8 protein-coding genes are annotated in these 13447 nt (G+C 68.1%); 5 read left to right on the forward strand and 3 right to left on the reverse strand.

The window, feature by feature from the left end; genetic code table 11:
- Window positions 1-40 precede the first annotated feature (40 nt).
- Window positions 41-859, forward strand: coding sequence for a DUF3014 domain-containing protein (locus LZ199_RS03620; protein WP_253992226.1), 819 nt, complete (start codon window positions 41-43; stop codon window positions 857-859).
- Between the two features lie 251 nt (window positions 860-1110).
- Here the strand turns inward: LZ199_RS03620 and LZ199_RS03625 are convergent, their stop codons facing one another.
- Window positions 1111-1659, reverse strand: coding sequence for a hypothetical protein (locus LZ199_RS03625; protein WP_253992227.1), 549 nt, complete (start codon window positions 1657-1659; stop codon window positions 1111-1113).
- Between the two features lie 490 nt (window positions 1660-2149).
- On the opposite strand from LZ199_RS03625, the gene LZ199_RS03630 reads away from it, so the two are divergent.
- Both LZ199_RS03630 and LZ199_RS03635 read left to right on the forward strand, forming a co-directional pair.
- On the forward strand, window positions 2150-4537 hold the full coding sequence (locus LZ199_RS03630) for an ABC transporter permease (RefSeq protein WP_253992228.1): 2388 nt from the start codon (window positions 2150-2152) through the stop codon (window positions 4535-4537).
- 279 nt (window positions 4538-4816) lie between these two features.
- Window positions 4817-6943 (forward strand): S46 family peptidase, encoded by a 2127-nt coding sequence (locus tag LZ199_RS03635; RefSeq protein WP_253992229.1) that lies wholly within the window; start codon window positions 4817-4819, stop codon window positions 6941-6943.
- A 114-nt stretch (window positions 6944-7057) separates the two neighbouring features.
- Here LZ199_RS03635 and guaA read toward each other — a convergent pair whose 3' ends face one another.
- Window positions 7058-8611, reverse strand: a complete 1554-nt coding sequence (gene guaA, locus LZ199_RS03640; RefSeq protein WP_253992230.1) for a glutamine-hydrolyzing GMP synthase — start codon at window positions 8609-8611, stop codon at window positions 7058-7060.
- A gap of 100 nt (window positions 8612-8711) precedes the next feature.
- Here guaA and LZ199_RS03645 point away from each other — a divergent pair, with 100 nt between their 5' ends.
- Window positions 8712-9332, forward strand: a complete 621-nt coding sequence (locus tag LZ199_RS03645; protein ID WP_253992231.1) for a hypothetical protein — start codon at window positions 8712-8714, stop codon at window positions 9330-9332.
- A 96-nt stretch (window positions 9333-9428) separates the two neighbouring features.
- On the opposite strand, the gene guaB is transcribed toward LZ199_RS03645, so the two are convergent.
- Entirely contained in the window at window positions 9429-10886 is a 1458-nt protein-coding gene (guaB, locus tag LZ199_RS03650; protein WP_253992232.1) for an IMP dehydrogenase, read from the reverse strand.
- A 176-nt stretch (window positions 10887-11062) separates the two neighbouring features.
- On the opposite strand from guaB, the gene LZ199_RS03655 reads away from it, so the two are divergent.
- Window positions 11063-13366, forward strand: a complete 2304-nt coding sequence (locus LZ199_RS03655; protein WP_253992233.1) for a TIGR02266 family protein — start codon at window positions 11063-11065, stop codon at window positions 13364-13366.
- Window positions 13367-13447: the final 81 nt, after the last annotated feature.

A 13447-nucleotide genomic window follows, 5' to 3' on the forward strand; every position in this document is an offset into this window, starting at 1 on the left:
GTTTGTAGGGTGAGACGACCCCAAGACGGAGGACGCACGCATGAGCGACCCGATGGACCCGACGCAGAGCCCCGAGGAGCCCAAGCGAGGCTCGGCTGGAAAGAAGGCCGCCCTGGCTGGTGGTGCGCTGGTGGCGATTGGCGTGGGTGCGGCCGTGGCGCTGGGGGTGTTCCGGAAGGAGCCGGAGCCTGTCGTCGCGGAGGCGCCGAAGGTCGAGGATGCCGGGGTGCCCGTGCAGGCGGCGCCGACCGCTTCGCTTCCGGAGAGCGACGCCCGAGTCCGTGAGATGGCGAGCCGGATGTCGGAGGAAGCGGAGCTGCAGCGCTGGCTTCAGGAGAAGGACCTGGTGCGCCGGGTGACGGCGGCCGTGAACAACATCGCGGAGGGCGCGAGCCCGCGGATGGTGCTGGGCTTCATGGGCCCGGCCGACAAGTTCCTGGTTGTCGAGGGCAAGGACAAGACGGTGACCATCGACCCGCGAAGCCATGCTCGCTACGACCTGGTCGCGCGAGTGATTGGCACGTTCGACGCGCAGGTCGCCAAGAGCATGTACCGCGACTTGAAGCCGCTCATCGACCAGGCGCACGGCGAGATTGCTCCGCCGGGACAGACGTTCGATTCGACGCTGAGTCGAGCCATTCAGCATCTGCTCGTGGTTCCGGTGCCGGAGGGCGGCGCGCTGGAGGTCCAGCCTCAAGGGGCGCTCTATGTCTATGCCTCGCCGGAGCTGGAGGGCCTGAGCCGGGCGCAGAAGCACTTGCTGCGGATGGGGCCGCAGAACATGCGAATCATCCAGGCGAAGCTGCGGGAGCTTCAGAGCGAACTGGGGCTTCCCTCGGTGGCCGCCGAGGGCCCGTAGTCCGAGCCCGAATGTTCATGGGAGGCCTCTGCGACAGGGCCTCCTGTGTCAGTAGCGGACCTGAATGTTCATCGGCGGCCTGGGAGGGCGCCTCAAGGGCGCGTAGCGAGCCCGAATGTTCATGGCGCCCCAGGACGGAGCCCTGAATATTCGAGAACGGCGCCGGAATGTTCTGGGCGACCTGGGAAGTGGTGGTCCGGAACATTCGAAGCGGCCCCTGGAGCATTCGGGGCCGCCCAACGGGCCCGGGCCTAGCGGCGCTTTTTCTTCTTGGACGGCGCTGGTGGCGGTGCCGGCTTCTCCTTTTCGCCGGCGATCAGGAACGTGGTTCGGAGTTCCTCGACATCACGGCCCAGGGTGTCCGTGAACGCGGTGCCAGTCTGGGCGTCGACGACCAGGGTGTACTCAAAGCCAGTCTTGAGGGGCTGTGGCAGGACGATTCGGTAGACGAGCCCGGTATCGGATTCCTCGGCGACGTCATCGGAGACCATGGCGCGCTCGGCGGCGTCGAAGAGCCGGACCCGGTAGTTCCGAAGGCCCCGTGAGGCGGTCAGCTCCAGGGTCGTGGTCGGCTCGATGACCGGCTTCTCTCCAGGCTCCAGGGAGATCTCCGCCAGACCCGCATCGGGGACCAGGGAGCGAAGCGCGAAGGTGGTCGGCGGCGGAGGCTTGGGTGCCTCGGGGGCATCGGCGACGCCGGAGTCAGGCGACGGACCCGAGGTCTTGTCCGGGCATCCTGTCAGCGCCATGAGGCCGCAGCAAAACGCGGTGGCGACCGCGGTTCGTTGGAGGAAACGCATGCGGGGCACGGTACGCGGCCACGGTGGCGCGGAGAAGCGAGGACTCAACGAGGACGTCCGGGCAGCCAGGCCCACGGGCGGAAGGCCGGGAGGCCCAGGACCCGATGATTCGGTCGTCCTGCTCGGTCTGCCAGGGGTGTCACCAGTCACCAGGGGGACCAGGGCCGCGAGTTAGGACCGCTCTGATGTACGGCCATTGGACAGGCCGCGCGCCTCAAGGCCGTAACGTCGAGGACGTCCGGGAAGCCCGGGGCGATGGCCGGGATGCCCAGGGATGGGGCCACAGGCCCTGGGAAATGGACCCGCGAAGACCACCGCACGCCCCTGGCCTCCCTCTATCGTTACGTCCGATAACATGCGTTATGTAAACTAAGCGAATGGGGGACCAGGGGGCGTTTTCCCACGGTTCTTCCCCGCCGTTCCCTGGCCTCCGGCGCGCCGTTGTCGGCCAAGATGCGGGCTTTCCCGAACCCCCAACCGGCGACCTCGAATGTTCGACAACCTGATCGCGGACGCGCGCTTCGCGTTCCGCACGTTCCGACGTGCCCCCGGCTTCGCGTTCGCCGCCATCCTCTGCCTGGCCCTGGGCATTGGCGCCAACGCCGTCATCTTCAGCGTGGTCCATGGCGTACTGCTCCGGCCGCTTCCGTACGCCGAACCGGAGCGGCTCGTTTCGCTCATCGAGCTGCGTGCCCAAGGCAGCGGCGGCCCCGTCTCCTGGCTCACATTCTTCGACTGGCGAGACCAGGCCCGGGCCTTCGAGCACATGACCGCCTTCACCGTGGGCGGCTCCATCCTCCGCACGGACGACGATTCCGAGCGTCTGGAGGCCACCCGAGGCACCGCCGACTACTTCTCCGTGCACGGCGTGCCCCCGTTGCTCGGCCGGACCTTCGCTCCCGGCGACGACCAACCCGGCCACGAACCCGTCGCCGTCCTCAACGAGGCCCTCTGGCGCCGCCGGTTCGGCGCCAATCCCGCCGTCCTCGGCCGCACGGTGCTCCTCGACGACATGCCCCATACCGTCGTCGGCGTCATTCCCGAGTCCTTCGACCCGAACATGGACGTCTGGCTCCCGCTGGTGGCTCCGCCCGATGCCCGCGGCGCCCGCTATTCCACGGTGCTCTCCGTGCGAGCCCGGCTGGCGCCCGGAATCACCCTGGACGCGGCAACCGAACAGCTCAAGGCCGTCACCGCCGGAATCGCCGCAGCGGGCCCGGAGGCCCTCAAGGAACGCACCGCCCGCGTCGACTCGCTCGCCGAGGCCCAGACGCGACTCTGGAGCGGTCCCCTGAAGCTGCTCCTCGGCGCCGTGGCCCTGGTCCTCCTCATCGCCTGCGCCAACGTCGCGAACATCCTGCTCGCGCGCGCCAGTGGCCGCCGCCAGGAGCTCGCCGTTCGAGTGGCCCTGGGCGCGACCCGGGCCCGAGTCATCCAGCAGCTCCTCGTGGAGAGCCTCCTGCTCGCACTCACCGGAGGCGCCCTGGGCGGACTGTTCGCGCACTGGGGCCTGGCCGCGCTGCTCGCCGTCGCCCCCGAGTCGATGCCACACCGGGCCGCCGTGTCCCTCGACGGGACGACCTTCCTGTTCCTCGCCGCCATCTCCATCGGCAGCGGCCTGGCCTTCGGGCTGCTTCCCGCGCTCCAGGTCTCCCGGCTCGACCTTCGCGGAGCCCCGGTCTCCAGCGGCCAGCGGCTCCGGTCCACGCTGATTGTCGTGGAGCTGGCCGTCTGCCTCGTGCTCCTCATGGGCGCGGGCCTCCTGGGTCGAGGCTTCTTCCAGCTCCTCGGCACAGCTCCCGGGCTCGACTCCGAGCAACTGCTCACGCTTCACATCGCCATCCCCGACACCCGGTTCTTCAACGACCAAGGGCTCGACGCGAACGTGCCGAGTACCCTGCTGGAGCCCATCCTCGACGAGGTGCGCGCGCTCCCCGGCGTGAGCGCCGTGGGAATGACGTCGCTCTTGCCCATCCAGCGCGCCTGGAACAACGCCCGCTACGTCATCGAGGGCGAGCCGCCTCCGGAGCCCGGCTCCGAGCATCGCGCCGAGCGACGCTCCACCAGCCCCGGCTTCTTCGCCACGCTGGGCATCCCGCTCAAACAAGGCCGCGACTTCACGACCCTCGACGCGGCCCCCGGCCAGCCCGCCACTGTCATCATCAATGAGACACTCGCGCGCCGGCACTTCCCGGACGGCAACGCCCTGGGCCGTCAGCTCCGGCTCGGCACGGGAGCCCACACCATCATCGGCGTCGTCGGCGACGTGCGACAGGCCGGCCTGGACAAGACACCCCTGGCCGAGCTCCACGTCCCGTACGGCCGGCCCTGGGGCGATGACAGTCTCGTCCTCGTCGCTCGAACCTCGGTGCCTCCAGAAACCCTGCTGCCCTCGGTCCGCGAAGCCATTCGCCGGGTCGACTCGAGCCTGCCCGTCTTCAGGGCCCTCACCATGGACCAGGTCATCTCCCAGTCGCTCGGCTTCCGGAGGCTCGTGCTCTGTCTGCTCGGCGGCTTCGCGGCGCTGGCCCTGGTGCTGTCCACCTACGGCCTCTATGGCGTCATCTCGCTGCTCGTCTCACAGCGCACCCGGGAGCTGGGCATCCGCATGGCGCTCGGGGCCCGGCCCCAGGACGTCCTCCGGCTCGTGCTCGGCCAGGGCGCGAGGCTCACGGGAGTGGGCATCGCCCTGGGGCTCATGGGCTCCCTCGCGCTGAGCCGATTGCTCACAAGCCAACTCCACGGCCTCACCGCCACGGACCCTCTCACCTTCGGCGCCGTGGCCACCTTCTTCTCTCTCATCGCCCTGCTGGCCTGCTGGTTCCCCGCTCGCCGCGCCACCCGCGTGGACCCGCTCGTGGCCCTGCGAAATCCTTGAGCCCCGACAGGCCCGACGCGCGAGGGCACCTCGACGCACCGCAATAGCAGACGACCTGGCGCGGCGGCCTCCGCGCTCACGCAACAGGTCACCCTTTGAGCTCCAATTCGTGCAATCACGGGGCGCGATATCCCGTAGGACTCCGCGCACTGGCGAGGAATCCCCCGGCCGCCTGGATGTTCCGGGGGTTGGGAATTCTTCCCAGCTTTTTTCCCGGTTGACCGAGGCAGTGGGTTACCGCAGAACCGCGACACCCCTGGCCCTGGAAAGGACCTGTCCATGAAACGGTTGTTCCTGATTGCCACCCTTGTCGGCGCGGCCCCCGCCCTGGCCGACGAAGGCATGTGGACCTACAACAACTTCCCGTCCGCGAAGGTGAAGGAGAAGTACGGCTTCGAGCCCTCGCAGGAGTGGCTCGACAAGGCCCGGCTGTCCTCCGCGCGCCTCGCCGGCGGCTGTTCCGCCAGCTTCGTGTCCCCCAACGGCCTGGTGATGACCAATCACCACTGCGCCCGCGGCTGTATCGAGCAGCTCTCCGGCGCGAAGAAGGACTACATCGCCAACGGCTTCTACGCGAAGACCGAAGCCGAGGAGACGCAGTGCCCGGCGATGGAGATCAACCAGCTGGAGCAGATCACCGACGTCACCGAGACGCTGAACAAGGCGACCGCGGGCCTGTCCGGCAAGCCGTACAGCGACACCCTGAAGGCGAAGATGTCCGAGCTGGAGCAGGCCTGCTCCGCCGGCGAAGCCAAGGTGCGCTGTGACGTCGTCACCCTGTACCAGGGTGGCAAGTACAACCTCTACAAGTACCGCCGCTTCCAGGACGTGCGCCTGGTGATGGCCCCCGAGCACGCCATCGCCTTCTTCGGTGGTGACCCGGACAACTTCGAGTTCCCCCGCTGGGACCTGGACGTGACGTTCCTGCGCGTCTACCAGGACGGCAAGCCGGCCAAGACGGAGAACTTCTTCAAGTGGTCGGAGAAGAGCGCCAAGGAGGGTGACCTCACCTTCGTGTCCGGCCACCCCGGCCGCACCTCGCGTGGCCTCACCATCGCGGAGCTGGAGTACCAGCGCGACGTGGCCATGCCGAAGATGCTCTTCACGATGTCCGAGCTGCGCGGCATGGTGACCGAGTTCCAGAAGCGCGGCCCCGAGCAGAAGCGCATCTCCAACAACCTGCTCTTCGGCGTGGAGAACGGCCTGAAGGCGACCAAGGGCCGCCTGGAGGCGCTCCAGGACAAGAAGTTCTTCGCCCAGAAGGTCGCCGCCGAGCAGGAGCTGCGCAAGAAGGTCGACGCGAACCCGGAGATGAAGAAGAAGTACGGCGCCGCGTGGGATGAGATCGCCAAGGCGCAGGGCCAGCTCGTCAACATCCGCAAGGACCTGGCCTTCGTCGAGCAGGGCAACGGCCTGTCCTCCAGCCTGTACGGCATCGCGAAGATGCTGGTGCGCGCCTCCGAGGAGCTCCCCAAGGAGAACGGCCAGCGCCTGCGTGAGTTCAACCAGGCCAACCTGCCCGCCCTCCAGGCCCAGCTGCTCAGCCCCGCTCCCATCTACGCGGACCTGGAGATCCTCCGCCTGACGTTCGGCCTGACGAAGATGCGCGAGGAGCTCGGCTCCAACCACCCCTTCGTCAAGAAGGTCCTGGGCAAGGAGTCCCCGGAGAAGATGGCGGCCCGGCTCGTCAAGGGCTCCAAGCTCTGCGTCCTCAAGGACATGAAGGGCTCCAAGGTGTGTGACGTCTCCGTGCGCAAGGGCCTCTGGGACGGCGGCAAGGCGGCCATCGCCGCCTCCAAGGACCCGATGATTCAGCTGGCCCTCGCGCTCGACGCGGATGGCCGCGCGGTCCGCAAGAACTACGAGGAGAACATCGACGCGGTCATCAAGAAGAACGCGGAGCTGGTCGCCAAGGCGAAGTTCGAGGCCTACGGCACCAACCAGTACCCGGACGCGACGTTCAGCCTGCGCCTGTCCTACGGCTCGGTGAAGGGCTACATGGAGGACGGCAAGAAGGTGGACCCCGTCACCCAGATGGCCGGCACGTTCGAGCACGCCACGGGTGAGGAGCCCTTCGCTCTTCCGCCGTCCTGGCTGAAGTCGGAGAAGCTGCTCGACGGCGCCACGGCGATGAACCTGGTCACCACCAACGACATCATCGGTGGCAACTCCGGCTCCCCGATGATCAACAAGGACGCTGAGATTGTCGGCCTGGTGTTCGACGGCAACATCCAGTCCCTGGGCGGCGAGTACGGCTTCGACGAGTCCGTCAACCGCACCGTGGCCGTGCACAGCGACGCCATCATCGAGTCGCTGAAGAAGATCTACGGCGCCAACCGGGTGCTCGAGGAGCTGCGTCCGGGCAGCACCAAGATTCCCTCGGTCCCCACGAAGCCGGCCGGGTGATTCACCCCCGCTGACGGGGCCCGGGCTTGAAAACCCGGCCCCCTGATGCACGAAGAGGCTGCCTGGGCACTTTCGCCAGGCAGCCTCTTTTCACGTCCGCACCCTACTCCCAGCTCACTCCCACTCGATGGTGGCCGGGGGCTTGGAGGACACGTCGTAGGCGACGCGGTTGATGCCGCGCACCTCGTTGGTGATGCGCGTGGAGATGCGCTCCAGCACAGGGTACGGCAGCCGCGCCCAGTCCGCCGTCATGCCGTCCACGCTGGTGACGGCGCGCAGCACGCAGGTGGACTCGTAGGTGCGCTCGTCGCCCATGACGCCCACGCTCTGCACGGGCAGCAGCACGGCGAAGGCCTGCCACAGCTCCTTGTAGAGCCCCGCGGCGCGAATCTCCTCCTGGACGATGGCGTCCGCGCGGCGCACCAGCTCCAGGCGGGCCTCCGTGACTTCGCCCAGCACGCGGATGGCCAGGCCCGGGCCGGGGAACGGCTGCCGGTTCACCATCTCCTCGGGCAGCCCCAGCTCACGGCCCAGCGCGCGGACCTCGTCCTTGAACAGCTCGCGCAGGGGCTCCACCAGCTTGAGCTTCATCGTCTCCGGCAGGCCGCCCACGTTGTGGTGGCTTTTGATCGTGACGGAGGGGCCCTTGTACGAGACGGACTCGATGACGTCCGGGTACAGCGTGCCCTGCGCCAGGAAGCCCGCGTCCTGGATGTCGCGCGAGGCCTCCTCGAACACGGCGATGAACTCGCGGCCGATGATCTTCCGCTTCTTCTCCGGGTCCGTCACGCCGGCCAGCGCGTCCAGGAACCGCGAGCGCGCGTCCACCGTCTTCAGCGGGACGTGGAAGCGGTCCACGAAGAGCGCCTCGACCTGGGCGCGCTCACCCTGCCGCAACACCCCGTTGTCCACGAAGATGCACTGGAGCCGGGGGCCGATGGCGCGGTGGAGCAGGAGCGCGGCCACGGAGCTGTCCACGCCGCCGGACAGCGCGCAGATGACCCGGCCCTCTTCACCCACCTGCTTGCGGATGGTGGCCACGGCCTCGTCGATGAATCCCTTCATCGTCCACGAGCCGCTCACCTTGCAGTCGTTGAAGAGGAAGGCGCGCAGCATGGCCTTGCCCTGCGGGGTATGGACGACCTCGGGGTGGAACTGGAGGCCGTAGAAGGGCTTGCTCTGGTGGGCCGCCGCCGCGAAGGGCGAATTGCCACTGCGGCCAATCGCCTCGAAACCGGGCGGAAGCTCCTCCACCCGGTCCCCATGGCTCATCCACACCTGGACCCGGTCTCCAATACGGAACTCCGAGAAAGGCCCGCGGGGCGCGAGGACCTCCACCTCCGCGTTGCCGAACTCCCGGTGGGCGCCCCGGTCGATGCGCCCGCCCAGGAGCTTGGCGGTGAGCTGGAGGCCGTAGCAGATGCCCAGGACGGGCACGCCCGCCTCGAAGACGAAGGGATCACACCGGGGGGAACCAGGCGCTTCGACGGACGCCGGCCCTCCCGAGAGGATGATGCCCCGGGGGGCATAGCGTCGGATGTCCTCCGCCGGGAGGTCCGGACGGTGGATTTCGCAATAAACGCCCAGTTCGCGCACCCTCCGGGCGATGAGCTGGGTGTACTGACTCCCGAAATCGAGGATCAGGATCTTCTCGGCGTGCAGGTCCACCGGAGGTTCTCCAAGGGGGCGTCGTTGACGGCTGGGTGCCCTTATCGCTACAAACTTCCGGAAAGCAACGCCCAAGTCCCCTCAATTGTTCGAGGTCCGGATGCTCCGCCGCCTGTCCGCTTCCACTGCTGCGACCCTCTTGTTCCTCTCCGCCACTGGATGCGTGAAGGAAATCTCCTCCGACGAGCGACTGGACCGCGAGACCCAGAACCTGGCTGTCAAAGACACGCCAGGGGTCTCCGATCTCCAGAAGCTCACCTGTGACGACACCACCGACGCGCTGGGCAAGGCCCGCAACGTCAACCGCCCTGAAACGGACCGCCTCGTCGACTACATCGAGCTGTACTCCTCGCTGCGCAAGCGCACCACGACCTTCGAGGAGGCGATGAACCGCAACCCGGACCTGAGCTACCGCGAGGGCAGCCAGCAGATCGTCAACGCGAAGGACACCTGCATCCAGCAGACGGCCGACGTGAAGGTGGAGTTCGAGACCTACATGCGCGAGCTGGTGGAGGTCCCCACCGTGCAGGAGATCAAGGGCGGCAACGCCGTCACCATCGCCCGGCTCGACTTCAACACCCTGCGCCAGGCGATTGAGACGCTGGAGCCCGACGACAAGGACTCCCTGCTCGGTCGCGTGGCCAACGCGGAGAAGAAGATCTCCGCCGCGTCGCCGCCTCCCGAGGACACGGGCGCTGGTGGCCGCAAGCCCCGGAAGTAGCCGCCGTCCCGGCTGACCGACGCCGGAAACGAATGAGGGCCCCGCCGCTTGTGGCGTGGGCCCTCTTTTCGTTCCACCCGGAGGCCGCCGCGGGCCCTACTCCACGCGGTAGTTGGGGGCTTCCTCGGTGATGATGACGTCGTGGACGTGGCTCTCCTTGAGCCCCGCCGAGGTGATGCGCACGAAGGTCGCGTTCTTGCGCAAATCGTCGATGGTGCCGCAGCCCACGTAGCCCATGCCGCTGCGGATGCCGCCCAGCATCTGGTGGACGTTCATCGCGAGCGTGCCCTTGTACGGCACGCGTCCTTCGATGCCTTCCGGAACGAGCTTCACCGCGTCCACGTCCGACTGGAAGTAGCGGTCCTTGGCGCCCTGCTTCATCGCGCCCAGGCTGCCCATGCCCCGGTAGCTCTTGTAGCTGCGGCCCTGGTACAGGATGACGTCCCCGGGGGACTCCTCGGTGCCGGCGAAGAGCGAGCCGATCATCACCGTGCTGGCTCCGGCCGCGAGCGCCTTGACGATGTCGCCCGAGTACTTGATGCCGCCATCCGAGATGATGGGGATGTCGTGCTTGTCCGCCTCGCGGCAGCAGTCATCCACCGCGGTGATTTGCGGCACGCCCACGCCGGCGACGACGCGGGTGGTGCAGATGGAGCCGGGGCCAATGCCGACCTTCACCGCGTCCACGCCCGCCAGGATGAGCGCGCGGGTGGCCTCGGCGGTGGCGACGTTGCCGGCGATCAGCTCGAAGCCCTTGAAGTTCTTGCGGGTATCGCGCACGCCGTCCACCACGCCCTTGGAGTGGCCATGCGCGGTATCGACGACGATGACGTCCACGCCCGCCTTCACCAGCGCGTCGATGCGCGCCTCGCGGTCCGGGGACACGCCCACGGCGGCGGCGCACAGGAGGCGGCCCTTGCCGTCCTTGGCCGCGTTCGGGTTCGTCCTGCGCTTCTCGATGTCCTTGATGGTGATGAGGCCGCGCAGCTCGAAGTCGTCGTTGACGATGAGCAGCTTCTCGATGCGGTGCTCGTGCAGGAGCTTCTGCGCATCCGCCTGGATGATGCCCTCGCGGCCGGTGACGAGCTTGCGCGTCATCACCGCTTCGACCTTCTGCGTGAGGTTGGTCTCGAAGCGCACGTCGCGGCTGGTGACGATGCCGACGAGGCGCCGGCCCTTCACCACGGGGATGCCCGACACGCCGTGGTGCCGCATCAGCTCGATGGCGCGGCCCAGCGGGGCCTCGGGGTCGATGGTGACGGGGTCCACCACCATTCCGCTCTCGAACTTCTTGACCTTGGTCACCTCGAGCGCCTGCTGCTCGGGGGTCATGTTCTTGTGGATGACGCCGATACCGCCCTCTTGCGCCATGGCGATGGCGGTGCGCGCCTCCGTCACCGTGTCCATCGCCGCCGACAGCAGCGGGATGTTCAGGCGGAGGTTGCGCGTGAGGCGGGTCGACAGGTCCGCATCCTTGGGGACGACCGAACTTTCGGCGGGCACCAGGAGGACGTCATCGAAGGTGAGTGCGAGCCGGATCTCGGGGTTCAACATGGGCGGCGCTCCCGGGGCGAGGGGCCCACGAGGCACCAGCGCCCCGAGGGTGCGGTTCCATACGAGGTACGTTCTCGCCACGCAACCTGGAAGGGCGGACTTTTTGACGCCCGTTCACTCGCACTTCAAGCGATAATCCGCCCCAGGCTTTTCACTCACGTCTCAGGAACCGGGCTTTGACGGAATCGAATCAGGCGGCGGTCGGGTTGGTCGTGAAGCTGCCATTCGCGACGCCGGAGGAGTTCCTGGCGAAGTATGGCGGCAATGTCACCCGAGGTGGCATCTACCTGCGCGCGCGCGCGGTGAAGCCACCGGGGACGGCCGTCACGCTCGACCTGCGGCTGGCGAGCGGCGAGCGCCTCATCCACGCGCAGGCCGTGGTCCACTTCGTCACCGGGCAGGGAGGCCAGGGCGTGGCGGGCATGGGCCTGCGCTTCCTGGGGTTGGACCCGCAGACGCGCCGCTTCCTCGACCTGGCGGTCGCCGCCCTGCCCCACGCCCAGTCGGACGTGCCCCCGGTTCCCACCGGCGTGGGCCCCGCGGACTACACCGTCCCACCTCCGCCACAGCAGGCGAACCCCCAGGTCGTCACGGTCCAGGCGGCCCCTCCTCCCGAGGGGACCCCCGCCGCGCCCGCGACGATGATGTCGGACGCGGCGTTGGACCTGAACACGGGGGAGCCCAAGCGCGCCGGCGTGGTGATTGGCATCGACCTGGGCACGACGAACTCGTGTGCGGCGTATGTGCGCAACGGCAAGCCCGGGGTGCTCAACAGCCGCGAGGGTCACAACACGGTGCCCTCCATCATCGCCGTCAACACGCGCGGCAAGCTGGTGGTGGGCCACCCCGCCAAGGGGCAGATGCTCACCAACCCCCGGAACACGGTGTACGGCTCCAAGCGCCTGGTGGGGCGCGCGTACGAGTCGCCCATCGTCGCGGCCATCAAGGACAAGTTCCACTACGAGATCTCCGCCGGCGAGAACGGCGACGCGGGCGTGAAGCTCTCGGACCGCGTGTACACGCTGCAGCAGATCTCCGCGCTCATCCTGCGCGAGGTGCGGGAGGTCGCCCAGAATCAGCTGGGTCAGCCGGTGTCGCGCGCCGTCATCACCGTCCCGGCGTACTACAACGACAATCAGCGCCACGCGGTGCGCGAGGCCGGCAAGCTGGCGGGGCTCTACGTCGAGCGCATCCTCAACGAGCCCACCGCCGCGGCGCTCGCGTACGGCTACGGCCGCAAGCTCACCCAGCGCGTGCTCGTCTATGACTTGGGCGGCGGCACCTTCGACGCGTCGGTGCTGGAGCTGGCCGACAACGTCTACGAGGTCATCTCCACGGGCGGCGACACGTTCCTGGGCGGCATCGACTTCGACAACGCCATCGTCGCGTACCTGCTGGAGGAGTTTCAGAAGAAGACGGGCCGGGCCTTCCAGGGCGACCGGGTGGCCATGCAGCGCATCAACGACGCGGCGGAGCGCGCGAAGTGCGCGCTGTCGGAGCGCTCGGAGATGCGGGTGCACGTGGCCTTCGTCACGATGATTGAGGACAAGCCGTACGACTTGGACGTCACGCTGACGCGGCAGAAGCTCGTCGAGCTGACCGAGGGCCTGGTCGACCGGACCCTCCAGGTCTGCGAAGAGGTCCTCAAGGTGAAGAACCTGGGGCCCAAGGACATCGACGAGGTCATCCTCGTCGGAGGCCAGAGCCGCTTCCCGCTGGTGCACGAGAAGATCACCCGCCTCTTCGGCAAGCCGCCCAGCAAGGGCGTCCACCCGGACGAGGCGGTGGCCCTGGGCGCGGCGCTGCTGGCGCACAGCCTGGGACAGCTCGAGGGCGTGGTGCTCATCGACGTGCTGCCCATGGCCATTGGCGTGGGCCTGCCCGGTGGACGCTTCAAGCCCGTGCTGGAGCGCAACACCGCGCTGCCCTCCACCAAGAGCTACACGCTCTCCACGCACCGTGATGGCCAGACGGAGCTGGAGCTGACCGTGTTCCAGGGCGACTCCGACAAGGCGTCCGACAACGAGTACCTGGGCACGCTGAAGCTCGCGGGCCTGCCGAAGCTGCCTCGCGGCGCCGTGCAGGTGTCGGTGACGTTCGAGGTGAACAACGAGTCGCTGCTGAAGGTCACCGCGCGCGAGGCGTCCACGGCGCGTGAAGTGACGAGCACCTTCTCCACGCGCGACACGCCCGACGCGGTGAAGGCGAAGCTGGCCCAGCTCGACGCGGAGGGACCGGCCGCCACCGTGCCGGGTTCGGCCGCCACGCCGACGCGCACCGCGAGCGCGACGACGAACCCCACCGCGAGTCCGGCGCCAATGAGGGCCTCTGCGGGAGCTGCAACCACCTCGGCGCCTCGCATGGCTCCGCCCAAGGTCACCGCCGCGCCGCAATCCAACGTTCACGCGGTATCTCCCGCGGTGAGCACGAAGGCGCGAGGCTTCGTGCGCTGGCTCAAGGGCTTGTTCGGTCGTGCCTGAGTCGTGATTTCTCGCTCAGAGTGGATCAGCTCCCCTTCCACTTTGACGCTGGGAATGAAGCTGCATGTGGGTAGTCGTTGA

Source organism: Myxococcus qinghaiensis (genome assembly GCF_024198215.1).
GTDB classification, from domain to species: Bacteria; Myxococcota; Myxococcia; order Myxococcales; family Myxococcaceae; genus Myxococcus; species Myxococcus qinghaiensis.